This is a genomic window from Sphingomonas sp. PAMC26645 (assembly GCF_004795835.1).
In the GTDB taxonomy this organism is placed as follows: domain Bacteria; phylum Pseudomonadota; class Alphaproteobacteria; order Sphingomonadales; family Sphingomonadaceae; genus Sphingomonas.
Map to the genome: position 1 here is coordinate 2,744,913 of NZ_CP039249.1, position 17,213 is coordinate 2,762,125.

The following is a 17,213-nucleotide window of genomic DNA, read 5'->3' on the forward strand; positions in this document are numbered from 1 at the left end:
CTGGGGTATGTTAGTTTTGGGGGCTTGGGATGGGGGTACGGTACGTCGCGCGAGCCCTAGTGATCAGCGTACCACCACCCCGGCGAAGGCCGGGGTCCAATTGGTGAGGCTGCAGTAACGATGCCCATCGCTCAGTTGCGACGTCCCCCAATTGGGCCCCGGCCTTCGCCGGGGTGGTACCATATGCACGGGTAGCGGTGATGACGATCCGGTTGCTCAGACGGGACAGCTCCCGCTTCCTTGTTCTCCCGCGAAGGCGGGAGCCCAGTCTGGCTCCCCGCCTTCGCGGGGAAACAAGCTTTCTTCGGTTGGGCACGCTCGGCCAGGCCGCTATCCCCACCCCAAGCAAAGCTCCGGTTGCCCTCCCCGTTCGCCACCGCCTAAAGCCAATCGCAATGGCTCCCACGACAGACCCCCACCAGCATCCCTTACGGATCGCCAATTTCCGCGCCTATTGGCTGTCCCGTTTCACCGGCACCATAGCCGTCAGCGCGATGTCGATCGTGATCGGCTGGCAGGTCTACAACATCGCCCGCGAGACGATGGACATCCGCCAGGCGGCCTTCATGCTCGGCATGATCGGGTTCGCGCAGTTCGTGCCGTTGTTCCTCCTCACCCCGATCACCGGCCTGGTCGCGGACAGCTTCGACCGCCGCTGGATCGTCCGCGGCACGACGGCTCTGCTGGTGCTAACCGCCGCGACGTTGTGGTTACTGACCTGGACCGGCCACCTCACGCTTGGCGTACTGTTCGTCGCTGCGGTAGCCTTCGGCGTCGCCCGAGCGTTCTCCGGCCCGGCCTATTCTGCGCTGGCCCCCAACCTAGTCCCCCGCGCGGTACTCCCGACCGCGATCGCGATCAGCTCGATCGCCTGGCAGGTCGGCACGATCGCGGGCCCTAGCGTCGGCGGCCTCCTCTACGCGATCCACCCGGAGGTCGCCTACGGCGTCGCGACGATCCTGTTCGTCGTCGCGCTGCTATTCATGTTCCTGATCGGTCCGGTGCCTCAGCCCGCCGCGCAGACCGATCACCGCCCCCTCGCCCGCATCATCGAGGGCTTCACCTATGTCCGTCGCAACCGCCTCGTCCTCGCGACGATCACGCTGGACCTGTTCGCGGTGCTGCTGGCCGGCGCGACCTCGCTGCTCCCGGTCTACTCGCGCGACATCCTCCACGTCGGCTCGCAGGGGCTCGGCGTTCTCGCGGCGGGCATGGGGATCGGCGCGGCGGTGACGGCGATCTGGTTCTCGGTCCGCCCGATGAGCACCAATGTCGGCGTGAAGATGCTGATCGCCGTCGTCGTGTTCGGCCTCGCGATCCTGACCTTCGGCGTCGCCACACCGATCGTAAACCTGCTCGGCATCGCACCCGGCACAATCGCCGGCATCCCCGTCCAGCCGGCCTTCGTCCTCAGCCTCGTCGCGCTGATCGTCGCGGGCGGCGCGGACATGATTTCGGTCTATGTCCGCCAGTCGCTGATCCAGCTCCACACCCCAGACGCGATGCGCGGCCGCGTCAGCGCGGTATCGCAGCTCACCATCTCAGCCTCGAACGAACTCGGTGAATTCGAGAGCGGCGTGATGGCGTCGTTGCTCGGTCCGGTCGGCGCGGTGGTGTTCGGCGGCGTCGGTGCTATTGCGATCACGATCGGCTGGGCGCGACTGTTCCCGGAACTCAAGGCGGCCAAAACCTTTGACCCGCCTGAGATGTTAGAGACCGAACCTCAGCACGGAGAAGCCAAGCCATGAAGGCCAACTCGATCCTCGACACGATCGGCAACACGCCGCACGTCCGCCTGTCGAAGCTGTTCCCCGAATCCGAAGTCTGGGTGAAGTCGGAGCGCTCGAACCCCGGCGGCTCGATCAAGGACCGCATCGCGCTCGCCATGATCGAGGCGGCGGAGAAGGACGGTCACCTCCAGCCCGGCGGCACGATCATCGAGCCGACCAGCGGCAACACCGGCATCGGCCTGGCGCTCGTCGCCGCGGTAAAGGGGTACAAGATCGTCCTCGTCATGCCCGAGAGCATGTCGATCGAACGCCGCCGCCTGATGCTCGCATACGGCGCAACCTTCGACCTGACCCCGCGCGAGAAGGGCATGAAGGGCGCGATCGAGCGTGCGAAGGAACTGGTCGAGCAGACGCCAGGCTCGTGGATGCCGCAGCAGTTCGAAAACCCTGCGAACATCGCTGTGCATGTCGCTACGACCGCACAGGAAATCCTCGCCGACTTCCGCGATACACCGATCGACGTGATCATCACCGGCGTGGGCACCGGCGGCCACATCACCGGCGTCGCCGAGGCGCTGAAGAAGGAATGGCCGTCGCTCAAGGTCTACGCGGTCGAGCCCGCCGCGTCGCCGGTCATCGCGGGTGGCCAGCCGGGGCCGCACCCGATCCAGGGCATCGGCGCGGGCTTCATCCCGGTGAACCTCCACACGCAGGCACTCGACGGCGTGATCGAGGTCGACGCCGCGGTGGCCAAGGACATGGCGCGGCGCTCGGCGACCGAAGAGGGCATGCTGGTCGGCATCAGCTCGGGCGCGACGCTCGCAGCGATCCTTCAGAAGCTCCCCGATCTGCCTGACAACGTTCGGGTTCTCGGGTTCAACTACGACACCGGCGAGCGCTATCTGTCGGTCCCGGACTTCCTGCCCGAACAGTGACAGCAGAGCTTTCCGCGCGCGGCACGACGGTGCTGCGCGCCATCCTCGTCGGCGTCTCCGCGCTGGCGATCGTCGGGCCTGCGCTGGTCGTCGCCAACCCGCCCACGATCGTCCACGCCTCGAAGCGGGTGAAGCTGCCCGCGGGCCGGGTCGTGCCGCAAGCCGAAGTGCCTGAGGTCGAGCCGGTCAAGTTCGTCGATCTCAGCCCCGAGGACGCGCGTGCGTTCAACGCGACCGTGCCGTTCTCGACCGATCCCAACCCGGCGGCACGACCGTTTCGCTTTGCCGGTGGGCCAGAGGATCTGGCGCGCGCGACGGACTGCATGGCGGCGGGCATCCTCTACGAGGCGGGCGATGATACGCTTGGCGAACGCGCGGTCGCGCAGGTCGTGCTGAACCGCTTGCGCCACCCGGCCTTTCCGAAGACCGTGTGCGGCGTCGTGTTCGAGGGGCAGGACCGTTCGACCGGCTGCCAGTTCAGCTTCAGCTGCGACGGCGCGCTCACGCGGTGGCATCCGACGGAGGACGCGTGGCGTCGGGCGCGCGAAGTGGCTGCGGCGTCGCTGTCGGGCGCGGTGTTCAAGCAAGTTGGTTACGCGACGCACTACCATACCGACTGGGTGGTGCCGTACTGGCAGTCGAGCCTCGACAAGATCGCCGCGGTGAACACGCATCTGTTCTTCCGCTGGTCGGGCTGGTGGGGCACGCCGCCTGCGTTCGGCCGTCATCCGGAGACCGTCGAGCCGGTCATCGCCCAGCTTGCCGAGCTGTCGGACGCGCACAAAACCGGCGCTGCGTTGGCTGAGGCGGATGCGGCGCTGGCGGAGGCTTCGATCGCGATGGGGTTTGGACCAGTTACCGAAACGACGGCTGCTCCCGCGGCGCCATTCGATGGCGATACTATCCTCGTAGCCCTGCCGCGTGGCCAGACCGCCGACGGACTCACTGCGCTTGCGGCTCAAGCGTGCGGGGACAAGCCGTTCTGCCGGTACATGGCGTGGACCGACGGCAGCAAGGCGGCGACGTCGCTCCCGTTGGCACCGGCACAGACGGCGGCGCTCAGTTTCAGTTATCTGCGGGATCGGGCCAGCGGCTACGAGAAGTCGCTGTGGAACTGCCGCCAGTTCAAACGCGCCGATCCGACGCAGTGCATGAAGGTTCAGGCGACGCTGACGGCTGTGCCGGTGCCTGCCGCCGTTGCGCCAACTGCTCCGGCGGGTGCCGAATTGAACGGGGTGCGGCGGAAGACGGTGGTGGCTACCCCGCCCCTGCCGGCGACCACGCCAGCCTCTACCGCCGCTCCTAAGTAGGGAAGCGCAACCTGCTCCCCTCCCTGGAAGGGGTGGGTTGGGGGTGGGTCGGCCCGCTTGAGCCACAACGGTTCGGATCCGCGGAAACCGACCCACCCCCTGCCCCTCCCTTCCAGGGAGGGGAGCAAAAGGCAGATCCGATCAGGCGGCCATGAACATCTCGGGCGGCAGTGCCATCAGCGACTCCGCCCCACTCTCGATCTTCCGACGCAGCGCGCCCGCATCCGGCAGGATCCGCTCGGCATAGAAGCGCGCCGTCACCAGCTTGGCGTCGAGAAACGCAGCCTCGCCCTCACCCGCTGCCTTCAGCTTCGCCGCAGCGACCGCCATCCGCAGCCACATGACGCCGACCGCGACGATTCCCATCAGGTGCATGTAGCTGACCGCACCGGCGCCGACGTTCTCGGGGTTCTTCATGCCGTTCGCCATGAACCACATCGTCGCCGCCTGAAGCTGGCCGTTCGCCTTCTCCAGCGCTTCGGCAAACGATGCGGTCGCTTCATCGCCCTTCGCCGCAGCAACGTCGTCCGCCACCAGCTTGAAGAACGCCTGGATCCCGCGTCCACCGTTCTGCGCGAGCTTGCGTCCGACCAGATCCATCGCCTGAACGCCGTTGGTGCCCTCGTAGATCATCGCGATCCGGGCATCGCGGACATACTGTTCCATGCCCCATTCGGCGATATAGCCGTGGCCGCCGTACACTTGCTGCGCGTTGGTCGCGATCGCATAGCCCATATCGGTGCCATAGCCCTTGATAACCGGGGTCAGCAGCGAGATGATGTCGCCGGCCAGCTGGCGCTCCTCCTCGGTTTCGGCGTGATGCTCTAGATCGGCCTGCAGCGCGGTCCACAGGATCAGCGCGCGCAGGCCTTCGGTCAGCGACTTGCCCTCCATCAGCATGCGGCGGATGTCGGGATGGACGAACAGCGTGTCCGCCTTCTCCTGCGGCTCCTTCGGCCCGGTCAGCGCGCGGCCCTGCCGACGGTCCTGCGCGTACTGGACCGCATTCTGGTAGGCGACTTCGGCCACGCCGAGACCCTGGAGACCGACGCCGAGACGAGCCGCGTTCATCATGATGAACATCGCGGCGAGGCCCTTCATCTCCTCGCCGACCAGCCAGCCGGTCGCCGAATCATAGTTCATCACGCAGGTCGAGTTCGCGTGAATGCCCATCTTGTGCTCGATCGAGCCGCAGGTGACGCCGTTGCGCGCGCCGAGCGACCCGTCCTCCTCGACGAGGAACTTCGGCACGACGAACAGCGAGATGCCCTTCGAGCTGTCCGGCGCGCCCGGCGTCTTGGCCAGCACGAGGTGGATGATATTCTCGGTCAGGTCATGCTCACCGCTCGAGATGAAGATCTTGGTGCCGGTGATCGCGTACGAGCCATCCGCCTGCGGCTCGGCCTTGGTGCGGATCAGGCCGAGATCGGTGCCGCACTGCGGCTCGGTCAGGTTCATGGTGCCGCCCCATTCGCCCGACACCATCTTCGGCACGTACATCGCCTTCTGCGCATCCGAACCCTTGGCGATCAGCGCGGCGATCGCACCGTGCGTGAGCCCGGGATACATCGCGAACGCCATGTTCGACGAGATCATGTATTCCTGGAACGCGGTCGACACGACGTGCGGCATGCCCTGCCCGCCATATTCGGGCTGGTTGCCGAGCGTCGCCCAGCCGCTCTCGACATATTGCTTATACGCTTCCTTGAAGCCGTCCGGCGTCGTCACCGAGCCGTCCTCGTGCCGCGTGCAACCCTGCTGGTCGCCCGACAGGTTGAGCGGGAACAGCACTTCGGCGACGAACTTGCCGCCTTCCTCCAGCACCGCGTCGACGACGTCGGGCGAGGCCGCATCGAAGCCGGGGAGGTTATTGTAGCGATCGAGACCGACGACATGCTCGAGGACGAAACGCGTGTCGCGGACGGGGGGCGTATACTGGGGCATGGTTTATCCTTGGTTGTCCTGGGCGCGGCTCACTTCGAGGAGGGCCACGAAACTGGTGAGTTCGTCGATGGCGAGATCGATGTCGCGCTTCTGCGCGGTCAGCAGCGCGATCCGCGCCTGGCTGCGCTCGATCACGACCTGGCGCTGCGCACGCCGACCGTCGCCGAGATCGTAGAGGTCGATCATCTCGCGGATCTCGCCGAGGCTGAACCCGACGCGCTTGCCGCGCAGGATCCAGGCAAGCCGCGCGCGATCACGATGCGAATAGATGCGCTGCGTGCCACGACGCTCAGGCGCGATCAGGCCCTCGTCCTCGTAGAACCGCAACGCCCGCGCGGTGACGTCGAACTCGGCGGAGAGGTCGGAGATCGTGAAGCTTTCGCGATCATGCCGAGGCTCGATCACCGCGTAGGATTGCGGGGTCGCCTGCAATCGAGGGGATGCTTGTGTCGCCATCCCCGGAGAAATAACTCTCGTTTACGTCAACGTCAATTGCCGCAAAGCAACTTTCCCTTCGTTGACCGTAGCGTCGCGGCCTCCGATCGCGACTCGCTGAGCCGGTCGACGGCCAGTGCCGCGAGCGAGGCGCGGCCGGTACAGAGGGACTCGCAGGCTTCGGGGACTTCGGCGGGAAACACGATCCGGTCACCGTCGAAGCGCGCGTCGAACTTGCAGGCACCGAACGCGAGTTTCAGCGCATCGCCCGACCGCTCGACGGTGCCCGACGCGGCGCACGCCTGATCCTCGCCATAGTCGACGCTGACGCCGATCCGTGCGGTCTTTTCCGTGCCGACGACGCAGACGCGGTCCGTATCGCGCGCCCATGATCCTTGCAGCGGCGCATTCGGATCGGGCACGATTCCCGCCGTCTCCGCCGCGGCCTCGAGCCGAGCCCCCGCGCTGTTCGCCACCGCGGTCGCTGGCTCCCGCCCACACCCGCCGAGCATCAACGCAAGCAGCAGCACCCGCTTCATTCGGCAGGCACCAACTTGCCCCCCTCGATCCGCCGGAAGAAGCAGGTGCGCTCGCCGGTATGGCACGCCGGCCCTGCGGCATCCGCGATCACCCACACCGCATCCTGATCGCAGTCGATCCGCAACTCGGCGACGCGGAGCACGTTCCCCGACGTCTCACCCTTCTTCCAGAGCTTCTCGCGGCTCCGCGACCAGAAATGCGCCTCGCCGGTCGCCTGCGTCTCCGCCAGCGCCTCTGCGTTCATATGCGCGACCATCAGCACGTCGCCCGATACGCGATCGGTGACGACCGCAGTCACGAGCCCGGCGGAATCGAATTTCGGATCGAGCGTCAGGCCCGTGTCGCGGCTGTGTGTCATGCGCCGGATATACCCGAAACCTGCTCCGATGCGACCGCCCCCTCAAAACGATCCGCGCAATGTTATTACAAACAGGCGACAAGCCGGCGATCCGCTCGTATAGGGCAGCTTCCGCACGACGTGAGAACCGGCATGCTGACGACAAACCCTTATGATGACGACAAACTCCGCGAAGAATGCGGGGTGTTTGGCGTTTCGGCCACCGATGGCGCGGCCGCACTCGTAGCCTTGGGGCTGCACGCGTTGCAGCACCGCGGCCAGGAAGCCGCCGGCATCACGACCTTCGACGGCGCACATTTCCACACGCACCGCGCGATGGGCCACGTCGCCGGAAACTTCGACCGCGACGACGTGATCCGCTCGCTGCCAGGCACCGTTGCCTGCGGCCATGTCCGCTATTCGACGACCGGCGAGACCGCGCTGCGCAACGTCCAGCCGCTCTATGCCGAGCTGTCGACCGGTGGCTTCGCGATCGCGCATAACGGCAACATCTCGAACGCAATGCGACTGCGGCGCGAACTCGTCCGCCGCGGCTCGATCTTCCAGTCGACCAGCGATACCGAGACGATCATCCACCTCGTCGCGACGTCGAACTACCGCACGCTGCTCGATCGCTTCATCGATGCGCTGAAGCAGATCGAGGGTGCCTATTCGCTGATCGTAATGACGCCCGAGGGCATGATCGCCTGCCGCGATCCGCTCGGCATTCGTCCCCTTGTCATGGGCAAGCTGGGCGACGCGGTGATCTTCGCCTCCGAGACAGTTGCGCTCGACGTCGTCGGCGCAACCTTCGTCCGCGCGATCGAGCCGGGTGAACTGGTCATCGTCCAGGGCTCCGAGATCCGCTCCATCCGCCCGTTCGCCCCGATGGCGGCGCGGCCGTGCATCTTCGAATGGGTGTATTTCTCGCGCCCCGATTCGATCGTCGACGATCACTCGATCTATTCGGTGCGCAAAGCGATCGGCGCGCAGCTCGCGATCGAATCGCCGGTCGATGCCGACCTCGTGATCCCAGTCCCCGATTCGGGCACGCCGGCCGCGATCGGCTATGCGCAGCAGTCGGGCATCCCGTTCGAGCTCGGCATCATCCGCTCGCACTATGTCGGCCGCACCTTCATCTCGCCCGGCGACAAGGTCCGCCACCTCGGCGTGAAGCTCAAGCACAACGCCAACCGCGCGCTGATCAAGGGCAAGCGGGTCATCCTCGTCGACGACTCGATCGTCCGCGGCACCACCTCGCTCAAGATCGTCGAGATGATGCGCGAGGCAGGTGCCGCCGAAGTCCATATGCGGATCGCCAGCCCGCCGACGCGGCATTCCTGCTTCTACGGCGTCGACACGCCCGAGCGCGAGAAGCTGCTTGCGGCCAAGCTCGATCTGGGTGGCATGACCGGCTTCATCCATGCCGACAGCCTCAACTTCATCTCGATCGACGGCCTCTACAAGGCGCTCGGCGAGGCGAAGCGCGCGGATGTCCGCCCGAAATATTGCGATGCGTGCTTCACCGGCGATTACCCGACGACGCTGACCGACCATGACGAAGGCTCGGAAGTCGACCAGTTCGCGATGCTCGCCGAACGCGTCATCTGATACTCGCGGAGCGATTATGACGGACAAGCCTCTTGAAGGCCGGCTGGCGCTGGTCACTGGTGCCAGCCGCGGCATCGGCGCTGCGACGGCGATCGCGCTGGCGGCAAATGGCGCGCATGTCGTCCTGACGGCGCGTACGCCGGGTGGTCTCGAAGAGGTCGAGGCGACGATCCATGCCGCGGGTGGTTCGGCGACGATCGCCCCGCTCGATCTGGCCGAAAGTGAAGCCATCGGGCGGCTGGCGACGGCGATCGGCGATCGCTGGGATGCGCTCGACATCCTCGTCCTTAACGCGGGCATGCTCGGTTCGCTGTCGTCGGTCCCCGCGATCGATCCGAAGGAAATGGCGCAGGTTCTGACGCTCAACGTCAGCGCACAGGCCGCGCTAATCGCGGCGTTCGATCCGATGTTGAAGAAGGCCAAGTCCGCCAAAGTAATCGGCGTGACCTCCAGCGTAGGCCGCAAGCCCCGCGCGTACTGGGGCCTCTACGGCGCTTCGAAGGCTGCATTCGAGACGCTGCTTGGCGCATACGGTGACGAGATGGCGGAGATCAGTGCAATCCGTACCGCGATTGTCGATCCCGGCGCGACGCGGACCAAGATGCGTGCGCGCGCCTATCCGGGCGAGGATCCGAACTCGGTCAAGGAACCGACAGTTGTGGCAGATCGCATCGTCGCGCTGGCAATCGAAGGCTTCGAAGCCGGTCACTTCGAGCGGGTCGGCTAACCGTTCTCCTGCGAACGCAGGAGCCCAGGGTCACAATCGGCACCGCCCGTTACCCTGTGTTCCTGCGTTCGCAGGAAAACACTACCGCTTCACCAGCGTAACCTGCGCGACATCGATCCCGCCGCCGAGAAACCCGCCCTCGCAATACATCAGATAGTAGCGCCACAACGCCACAAACCGCGCATCGAACCGCGCCGGCAACCGCCCTTCCGCGACCGCCGCATCGAACGCGACCCGCCACCGCTGCAACGTCTCGGCATAGTGCAGTCCGAACCCGCGCCGGTCCTCCCACGCCAACCCACGCGCCTCCGCAAGCGCGCGAAACCGCGGCTCCGACAACAGCATCCCGCCCGGAAACACGTAGCGCTGGATGAAATCGACACTCCGCGAATAGGAGTCAAAAATCGCATCGTCGATCGAGATATACTGCAATGCCGCACGCCCGCCTGGCTTCAACGCGCGCGCGATCGCGTCGAGATACACCGGCCAATATTCCTCGCCGACCGCCTCGACCATCTCGATGCTTGCCACCGCATCATAGGTGCCGGTGACGTCGCGGTAATCGGTCAGCGCCACCTGCACCCCCTCAAGCCCCGCCGCCGCGATCCGATCGTCGACCTGGCGCTTCTGCTCGACCGATAGCGTCAGCGCATCAACGCCGACACCCGCGCGCGCTGCCATCTCGGCGAACGATCCCCAACCGCAGCCGATCTCCAGGATAGTGTCGCCTGCCCGCGCCCCAGTCCGGTCGAGGATCGCACGCAGCTTGGTCGCCTGCGCCGCCTCATGCGGTTCGGCATCGTCCATCGGCTCGGTAAAGATCGCGCTCGAATAGGTCAGGCTGGGATCGAGCCAAGTCTCGTAGAAGTCGTTGCCGAGGTCGTAATGCGCGGCGATGTTCTTGCGCGAGCCAGTCGGGTCGTTCCGTCGCATCCGGTGCCAAGCCCGCGCCGCCAGCCGCACCACGCCGCCCGACCGTGCCGAACTCCCGAGCGAGCGGCGGTTGCGCATGAACAGGTCGAATAGCGGCACCGGATCGGGGCTCGACCAGTCGCCTGCCGCCCAGCCCTCGTACCAGCCGACCGACCCGGCCGTCGCCAGCCTCACCAGCGCGCGCCAGCGATGTACGACGACGACCGGCAAAGGCCCGGGCGCACGCCCGCCGATCAGCCGCCGCGTTCCGTCGGGCAAGTGCGCATCGATGCCGCCGCTCTCCAGCCCGGCATCTATCCGGTCGAGCAGGTGGTGGAACACCGGCGCGACGATGCGCGCGACCGGGGAAACCTGCGCGGCGGGCACATCGTCGAAAGCGGGAACGGCGGTCATCGCGGCGCTCCATGCAACACGGGCGGCGGCTAGGAAAGAGGCGTCGGCGCCGAAACGGCTGGAACGTAATCAAGGCTACAACGCACTCCCCTCCCTGAAAGGGAGGGGTTGGGGGTGGGTCGGGTTCCGCTTAGTCGACGGTCGTTGGCTCGAACTGGCCAACCCACCCCCGCCCCTCCCTTCCAGGGAGGGGAGCAGATGTGGCACTACCGTGCGTGCCGGCCGGCTTCGAGCGCGCGTTCGCGGCCTTCGCGATGGCCGACGATCTTCGCGGGGTACGCCTTCGGCCGGCAGCCGGACTCGTCCGGATCATGGATCGCGTCGCCGGTCACTTCCGCCAGTTCCGGCACCCACTCGCGGATATAGTCGCCCGCATCGAACTTCTCCGACTGCGTCAGCGGCGCCATGATCCGCCCGAACATGTTTGAGTCCACCCCGGTCCCGGCGACCCATTGCCAGTTCACCGAATTATTCCCGTAATCCGCATCGACGAGGCAGTCCCAGAACCAGCGCTCGCCTTCGCGCCAGTCGATCAGCAGATGCTTCACCAGGAAGCTCGCCGTGATCATCCGCACTCGGTTGTGCATCCAACCGGTCGCCCAAAGCTGGCGCATCCCGGCATCGACGATCGGATACCCGGTCTTGCCCTCCTGCCACGCCTTAAGGTCCGCCTCGGCCACCTTGCCAGACCGCCAGGGCAGCTTGTCGAACTTCGGCCGCCCGTTCGTATCGCCGTAGTTCGGCATCGTCAGCACGACGCCATCGGTAAAGTCCCGCCACGCCAGTTCCTTGCGGAACGTCGTCGCATCGCCGTGACCATCGACGGCATGCCACACCACACGCGGTGAGATCTCGCCGAAATGGAGATGCGGCGACAGGCGCGAGGTGCCCTCGATCGACGGCATGTTGCGATCGACGTCATACGCTTCGACGATCGGCGCCATCGCCTTCGCGTTCTTCAACGCCTGCGCCTCGCCCGGCGTCCAGTCGCCGAACCCGGTCGACCAGTCCGGCTTGGTCGGCAGGAGACCCCACTCCGCCAGCGTATCGGTTTTTGGCCAAGACCCAGGCGCTGGGATCGTCCGCGGCGCGGGCTCGGGGTCACCCGGCGGCATCAACTGGTTCAGCGCCTTCCAGAACGACGAATACACCTTGAACTGCCCGCCCGACCCCGTCTTCACATCCTCCACTCGGGCCAAATGGTTACCGTCATGCAGGCACAGCCGATCTCCAAGCGCTGCCTCGGCCTTGCGCCACCAAGGCTCGTAGTGCCGGATCGCATGCACCTGCTCGGCACCGGTTTCCTTCATCAATGCCGTCAGCACCTCGACCGCATCACCGCGTCGCAGGACGAGCTTCGATCCCTTGTCCGCCAACGACCTGCCGAAAGCGTCGAGCGTATGGTGCAGCCACCACCGCTGAGCGCCCCCCATTGTCCATTTCCCCGGCGCGTCGTCGTCGAGCACGTAGACCGGGATCACCGGCCCGGCATGCCCGGCGGCGATCAGCGCGGGGTGATCGTGAAGGCGGAGGTCCTGGCGCAGCCAGAGAAGAACAGGTGTCGTCATCGCTTGCCCAACGCAGCAACCCGCGATCCAGCATCACGCCGCCGCGAAAGTTTCACCCAGCGTCATTATTGCCGCCACGTGCCGCTCGGCGATCGCGAGCGCATCCTCGCCATATCCGCCGCCTACGGTGCTCGCGAGTGGCACGCCTCGCGCAATCGCGAGGCCCGCGACGAGCCGTTCTCGCCGGGCCAAGCCATCCAAGGTCAGCGCCAATCGCCCGAGTCGGTCGCCCTCGAACGGATCCACGCCCGCCTGATACAGGATCAGCTCCTGCCGGAACTCGTCGAGCAACGGCACGAGAGTCGCCTCCAGCGTTGCCAGATACGCCTCGTCGCCGACCTTGTCCGGCAACGGCACGTCGACCGTCGAGCGCGCCTTCCGCACCGGGAAATTCTTCTCCGCATGGATCGAATAGGTCGCGATCTCCGGCCGCCCCGCGAGCAGCGCCGCAGTCCCGTCGCCCTGATGCACATCGCAATCGACGACGAGCACGCGTGCCACCCGCCCCTCGTCGATCAGCCGCGCCGCTGCCACTGCGAGATCGTTGAACACGCAGAACCCCGCACCGGTATTCGCCAGCGCATGATGGCTCCCGCCCGCGGTGTTCGCCGCGAATCCGTGCTCCAGCGCCAAGCACGCCGCAAGCCACGTCCCGTGCGGCACAATCGCCGCGCGCGACGCCACCGCCGCGGTCACCGGAAAGCCGATACGCCGCTCCTTCTCCTTCGGCACGTCCGCGCGGAGAACTTCGGCGACGTAATCTTCGTCATGCACCGCCTCCAGCCACGCGGTCGGCGTCGCTTCGGCCCGGTGCCACGCTACCGCATCGCCCTTTTCGAGCAACAGGTCGCGGATCAGCCCGTTCTTGTTCCAGCGATAGGTCGAGCGCGCTGGCGCAGGGGCGACATAGTCGGGATGGTGGACGACATGGATCATGCTCCGTAGGTAGGAGCGCGCCTGCCGACCCCCAAGTTGCCCGAGCCCCAAGCACCTGCGTTGCGGAGATTATTTTGACCGACGTTTCGACCCTGCCCTACCGCCCCTGCGCCGGCATCATGCTCATGAACGCGGACGGCAAGATCTTCGTTGGCCAGCGCAATGATTCGCCGCTGGAGGCATGGCAGATGCCGCAGGGCGGGATCGATCCGGGCGAGGACGCCGAAGCTGCCGCACTGCGCGAGCTCGGCGAGGAAACCGGCGTCATGCCCGACAAAGTCGAGCTGGTTGCAGAAGCCCCCGGCGAGTTCGTCTACGACCTTCCCCCCGAACTGCTGGGGAAAGTGTGGAAGGGCAAATGGCGCGGCCAGACGCAGCGCTGGTTCCTGTACCGCTTCCACGGGACCGACGCGGACGTGAACATCGCCACCGACCACGAGGAGTTCCGTGCATGGCGCTGGAGCGATCCCGCCGACCTTCCGCGGCTGATCGTGCCGTTCAAGAAGGCGCTCTACGAACAGGTACTCGCCGCCTTCGCGCCACATCTCGGCGCAACCTCGACACGCTGAACAGTTCCCATTCCGTCACGCTGCCGTTACGGAACGGCTGTGCGCCGCTTAGCCCCTCTCCTGCTCGCCCCGCTGCTGCTGGCGAACGCGCCTGACCCGCAGTCGGTGATGATCCCCGAGACGATCCGCGCGATGCTCGACGCGGCGCTGGAGGCGGGGAACGAAGCGGACGTCAACACGATCGCCAAATACGCGCGCGCCGCCGATCCACTCAGCGGCGACGCGGTGTTGGCGATCGCCGAAAAGTGGAAAGCCGACCGCGCAGCGCAACGCACGCAGGTTATCCGTCAGGCCAGCTTCCTCGACCTGTGGAGCGGCAAGGCGGAGGTCGGTGGGTATCTGACGACGGGCAATTCCGACACGGCGGGCGGCACCGCGGTGCTCGACCTCAACCGCGAAGGCCTTCGCTGGCGCCAGAAATTCCATGCGCAGGCGGACTATCAGTCGAACCAGAACATCACGACGCGCGAGCACTACCTCGCCTCGTACGAGCCCAACTACAAGATCGACGACCGCGCCTATATCTACGGCGTCGCGCAATATGAAGGCGATCGGTTCCTCGGCTATTTCAACCGCTATTCGACCTCGGTCGGTGCGGGCTACAGCGTCATCAAGACCGCGGGGACCAAGCTCGATCTCGAACTCGGGCCAGCGTATCGCTACACCGAATTTACTGACGATACCGAGCAGAGCAGCATCGCCGCGCGTGGCACGGCGAATTTCAGCGTGCGAATTCTGAGCGGCCTGTCGGTCAGCCAAGTCGCCTCCGCCTATGTCCAGCGCTACAACAGCACGCTCAGCGGCACGACATCGCTCAACGCCAAGCTGATCGGGCCGCTATCCGCCGCGCTGTCGTACAGCGTGCAGTATGAAAGCGAACCTCCGGTCGGCTCGGTCTCGACCGACACCACCAGCCGCGCCTCGCTGGTCTACAGCTTCTGACGCTGTTCCCACGTGCGCCCGGCTTCGCTAGGGTCGCGTGATGAGGGGACTTACACCGATAGAGCGCGATGCCGTCGACACGGCGGGCGCTGCACCGATGCTGGCGCAGGTCGAGGCCTGGGCGGCCGTCAACAGCGGTACGCGCAACCTTGCCGGGCTAGCGACGATGGCCGGATTGCTCGGCGACGCGTTCGCGAACCTGCCGGGCGAGATCACGCTGGTCGAGCCGGCACCGGTCGACAATGTCGGCGCGGACGGCGTGGTCTCGGCGATCGAGCACGGCAAGCACCTGCACCTCGTCGTGCGTCCCCACGCGCCCGTCCGTATGCTGTTCACGGGCCATATGGACACGGTCTACCCGGTCGATCACGCGTTCCATTCTCTGCAATGGCTCGACGACGGCCGACTGAACGGCCCCGGCGTCGCGGACATGAAGGGCGGGCTGGCGGTGATGCTTGCTGCACTTCAGGCGGTCGAGGCCAGCCCCCTCGCCGCGCGGATCGGCTATGACGTCGTCATCAACTCGGACGAGGAAACCGGCTCCTTCTCCTCTGCCGCGGTGCTCGCCCGCGCCGCGCACGGAAAGGTCGCCGCGCTGACCTACGAACCCGCGCTCGCCGACGGCACGCTCGCGGGCGCACGCGGCGGCACAGGCAACTTCTCGATCATCGTCCACGGTCGCAGCGCGCACGCCGGTCGCAACCCCGAGGACGGCCGCAACGCGCTCGTCGCAGCCGCCGACATTGCGGTGCGCTTGTCGAAAGTCCGCGGCCCACGCCTCGCGGTGAACCCGGCGCGGATCGAGGGCGGTGGCCCGAACAACGTCGTCCCCGATCTCGCCATCCTCCGCATCAACTTCCGCCCTGCCACGCTCGACGACATCGCGCGGGCGCAATCGCATATCGACTCCGCGGTCGCCATCGTGGCGGCCGAACATGACGTCCGGATCGAGGTCCATGGCAGCTTCAACCGCCCGCCGAAGCCGATCGACGACGGCGCCGCGCGGCTGTTTGATCTGGTCAAGGCATCGGGCGCGGACCTCGGTCTCGATATCGCCTGGAAAGCCACCGGCGGCGTCTGCGACGGCAACAATATCGCCGCCGCCGGCGTGCCGGTCGTCGACACGATGGGGGTCCGCGGCGGCGCGATCCATTCGACCGACGAGTTCATGATCCCCGACAGCCTCGCCGAACGTGCGGCGCTGTCGGCGGTCACCATATTGCGTATCGCGGAGGGCCGCTTGTGAGCTTCAGGATCCGGGCCGCGGTCGACGACGACCTTCAGCACCTCTACGAAATGGCCAAGCTGACCGGCGGCGGCTTCACCAATTTGCCGCCCGATCGTCGTGCGCTCACGGCCAAGCTCGAACGCAGCCACGCCGCCTTCGCGCGCACCGACGGCCCAGTCCAGGACGAGCTGTTCGTGCTGATCCTCGAGAACATCGAGACGAAGGAAGTCCGCGGAACCTGCCAGATCTTCACGCAGGTGGGCCAGAGATACCCGTTCTACAGCTACCGGATCGGCCAACTCACGCAGCACAGCCGCGAGCTGAACCGCACCTTCCGCGCCGACATGCTCACGCTCGCCACCGATCTGGAAGGCGCAAGCGAGGTCGGCGGGCTGTTCCTCCATCCCGGCGAACGCGCCGGCGGCCTCGGCCTGTTGCTCGCGCGCAGCCGCTACCTCTTCATCAAGATGCACCGTGCCCGCTTTGCCGACCGGATACTTGCCGAACTGCGCGGCGTCATCGACGAGGCTGGCGGCTCGCCGTTCTGGGACGGCCTCGCAGGCCGCTTCTTCGGGATGAATTTCCAGGATGCGGATCAGTTCAATGCCATCAACGGCCACCAGTTCATCGCCGACCTGATGCCCAAGCACCCGATCTACACCGCGATGCTGACCGAGACCGCGCGCGCCGCGATCGGACTGCCGCATCCCTCGGGCCGCGCGGCGATGCGGATGCTCGAGAACGAGGGCTTTGCGTTCGAGAATTATGTCGACATCTTCGATGGCGGCCCGACGATGACCGCCCGCACCGATCAGGTCCGCTCGATCGCCGATGCGCGCGACAGCAACGTGGTCGGGATCGGTGGCGACGACGGCAAGGACGCCCTGGTCGCGACGGGCAACCTCGCCGACTTCCGCGCGGCGTTCGGGAAAGTCCGCGAGACCGAGGACGGGGTCGTGCTGGCCGAGAATTGCGCGCGCTCGTTGGACGTCGGCGAAGCCGACCGGGTCACGCACGTCGCTCGCATCTGACCGCCGCAATCCAACGTAGATCGTCGGGTTAATTTACAGATAAC

General features: G+C 66.3%; 16 protein-coding genes. 9 read left to right on the plus strand and 7 right to left on the minus strand.

What is annotated here, in order from left to right; genetic code table 11:
- Positions 1–395 precede the first annotated feature (395 nt).
- From E5673_RS12635 to E5673_RS12645, 3 genes are read left to right on the plus strand one after another with little or no spacing between them, the layout of a single operon-like run.
- Positions 396–1,748 (plus strand): MFS transporter, encoded by a 1,353-nt coding sequence (locus E5673_RS12635; RefSeq protein ID WP_136190277.1) that lies wholly within the window; start codon positions 396–398, stop codon positions 1,746–1,748.
- Positions 1,745–2,665 (plus strand): cysteine synthase A, encoded by a 921-nt coding sequence (gene cysK / locus E5673_RS12640; RefSeq protein WP_056048760.1) that lies wholly within the window; start codon positions 1,745–1,747, stop codon positions 2,663–2,665. Before E5673_RS12635 ends, cysK begins: the two co-directional genes overlap by 4 nt.
- Positions 2,662–3,975, plus strand: coding sequence for a cell wall hydrolase (locus E5673_RS12645; RefSeq protein ID WP_247599376.1), 1,314 nt, complete (start codon positions 2,662–2,664; stop codon positions 3,973–3,975). The genes cysK and E5673_RS12645 overlap by 4 nt, the downstream gene beginning before the upstream one ends.
- 141 nt (positions 3,976–4,116) lie before the next feature.
- Here E5673_RS12645 and E5673_RS12650 read toward each other — a convergent pair whose 3' ends face one another.
- From E5673_RS12650 to hisI, 4 genes are read right to left on the minus strand one after another with little or no spacing between them, the layout of a single operon-like run.
- The gene (locus E5673_RS12650; protein ID WP_136190278.1) at positions 4,117–5,919 is read right to left on the minus strand and encodes an acyl-CoA dehydrogenase C-terminal domain-containing protein; all 1,803 of its coding nucleotides are present in this window, start codon (positions 5,917–5,919) and stop codon (positions 4,117–4,119) included.
- A gap of 3 nt (positions 5,920–5,922) precedes the next feature.
- Positions 5,923–6,375: a MerR family DNA-binding transcriptional regulator gene (locus E5673_RS12655; protein WP_056049049.1), complete on the minus strand. Its 453-nt coding sequence runs from the start codon at positions 6,373–6,375 to the stop codon at positions 5,923–5,925.
- Positions 6,376–6,407: 32 nt separating this feature from the next.
- Entirely contained in the window at positions 6,408–6,893 is a 486-nt protein-coding gene (locus E5673_RS12660) for a hypothetical protein (RefSeq protein ID WP_136190279.1), read from the minus strand.
- The gene (hisI, locus tag E5673_RS12665) at positions 6,890–7,252 is read right to left on the minus strand and encodes a phosphoribosyl-AMP cyclohydrolase (RefSeq protein ID WP_136190280.1); all 363 of its coding nucleotides are present in this window, start codon (positions 7,250–7,252) and stop codon (positions 6,890–6,892) included. The genes E5673_RS12660 and hisI overlap by 4 nt, the downstream gene beginning before the upstream one ends.
- 132 nt (positions 7,253–7,384) lie before the next feature.
- On the opposite strand from hisI, the gene purF reads away from it, so the two are divergent.
- Together purF and E5673_RS12675 are read left to right on the plus strand one after the other, a co-directional pair.
- Positions 7,385–8,842 carry an amidophosphoribosyltransferase gene (purF, locus tag E5673_RS12670; RefSeq protein WP_056058607.1) on the plus strand — a complete coding sequence of 486 codons (1,458 nt, stop codon included), beginning with the start codon at positions 7,385–7,387 and terminating at the stop codon, positions 8,840–8,842.
- Positions 8,843–8,858: 16 nt separating this feature from the next.
- Entirely contained in the window at positions 8,859–9,569 is a 711-nt protein-coding gene (locus E5673_RS12675; RefSeq protein WP_136190281.1) for an SDR family NAD(P)-dependent oxidoreductase, read from the plus strand.
- Positions 9,570–9,650: 81 nt separating this feature from the next.
- Here the strand turns inward: E5673_RS12675 and E5673_RS12680 are convergent, their stop codons facing one another.
- From E5673_RS12680 to E5673_RS12690, 3 genes are all read right to left on the minus strand, one after another.
- Positions 9,651–10,895, minus strand: a complete 1,245-nt coding sequence (locus E5673_RS12680; protein ID WP_136190282.1) for a cyclopropane-fatty-acyl-phospholipid synthase family protein — start codon at positions 10,893–10,895, stop codon at positions 9,651–9,653.
- Positions 10,896–11,101: 206 nt separating this feature from the next.
- The gene (locus E5673_RS12685) at positions 11,102–12,463 is read right to left on the minus strand and encodes a deoxyribodipyrimidine photo-lyase (protein ID WP_136190283.1); all 1,362 of its coding nucleotides are present in this window, start codon (positions 12,461–12,463) and stop codon (positions 11,102–11,104) included.
- Between the two features lie 33 nt (positions 12,464–12,496).
- The gene (locus E5673_RS12690; protein ID WP_136190284.1) at positions 12,497–13,399 is read right to left on the minus strand and encodes a histone deacetylase; all 903 of its coding nucleotides are present in this window, start codon (positions 13,397–13,399) and stop codon (positions 12,497–12,499) included.
- A 74-nt stretch (positions 13,400–13,473) separates the two neighbouring features.
- On the opposite strand from E5673_RS12690, the gene E5673_RS12695 reads away from it, so the two are divergent.
- The 4 genes from E5673_RS12695 to E5673_RS12710 are packed head-to-tail and all read left to right on the plus strand — an operon-like array spanning position 13,474 to position 17,169.
- Entirely contained in the window at positions 13,474–13,968 is a 495-nt protein-coding gene (locus tag E5673_RS12695; RefSeq protein ID WP_136190285.1) for an RNA pyrophosphohydrolase, read from the plus strand.
- A 39-nt stretch (positions 13,969–14,007) separates the two neighbouring features.
- A complete protein-coding gene (locus E5673_RS12700) occupies positions 14,008–14,910 on the plus strand; it encodes a DUF481 domain-containing protein (RefSeq protein WP_056481996.1) in 903 nt (300 codons plus the stop codon).
- Between the two features lie 40 nt (positions 14,911–14,950).
- Positions 14,951–16,156 carry a hydrolase gene (locus tag E5673_RS12705; protein ID WP_136190286.1) on the plus strand — a complete coding sequence of 402 codons (1,206 nt, stop codon included), beginning with the start codon at positions 14,951–14,953 and terminating at the stop codon, positions 16,154–16,156.
- Positions 16,153–17,169 carry an arginine N-succinyltransferase gene (locus tag E5673_RS12710; protein ID WP_136190287.1) on the plus strand — a complete coding sequence of 339 codons (1,017 nt, stop codon included), beginning with the start codon at positions 16,153–16,155 and terminating at the stop codon, positions 17,167–17,169. The genes E5673_RS12705 and E5673_RS12710 overlap by 4 nt, the downstream gene beginning before the upstream one ends.
- Positions 17,170–17,213 lie beyond the last annotated feature (44 nt).

Coding starts and splice junctions, on each gene's coding strand:
- E5673_RS12635 (WP_136190277.1), top strand. CDS start 396: ATGGCTCCCACGACAGACCCCCACCAGCATCCCTTACGGATCGCCAAT.
- purF (WP_056058607.1), top strand. CDS start 7,385: ATGCTGACGACAAACCCTTATGATGACGACAAACTCCGCGAAGAATGC.
- E5673_RS12655 (WP_056049049.1), bottom strand. CDS start 6,375: ATGGCGACACAAGCATCCCCTCGATTGCAGGCGACCCCGCAATCCTAC.
- E5673_RS12660 (WP_136190279.1), bottom strand. CDS start 6,893: ATGAAGCGGGTGCTGCTGCTTGCGTTGATGCTCGGCGGGTGTGGGCGG.
- E5673_RS12650 (WP_136190278.1), bottom strand. CDS start 5,919: ATGCCCCAGTATACGCCCCCCGTCCGCGACACGCGTTTCGTCCTCGAG.
- E5673_RS12680 (WP_136190282.1), bottom strand. CDS start 10,895: ATGACCGCCGTTCCCGCTTTCGACGATGTGCCCGCCGCGCAGGTTTCC.
- E5673_RS12685 (WP_136190283.1), bottom strand. CDS start 12,463: ATGACGACACCTGTTCTTCTCTGGCTGCGCCAGGACCTCCGCCTTCAC.
- cysK (WP_056048760.1), top strand. CDS start 1,745: ATGAAGGCCAACTCGATCCTCGACACGATCGGCAACACGCCGCACGTC.
- hisI (WP_136190280.1), bottom strand. CDS start 7,252: ATGACACACAGCCGCGACACGGGCCTGACGCTCGATCCGAAATTCGAT.
- E5673_RS12675 (WP_136190281.1), top strand. CDS start 8,859: ATGACGGACAAGCCTCTTGAAGGCCGGCTGGCGCTGGTCACTGGTGCC.
- E5673_RS12690 (WP_136190284.1), bottom strand. CDS start 13,399: ATGATCCATGTCGTCCACCATCCCGACTATGTCGCCCCTGCGCCAGCG.
- E5673_RS12705 (WP_136190286.1), top strand. CDS start 14,951: ATGAGGGGACTTACACCGATAGAGCGCGATGCCGTCGACACGGCGGGC.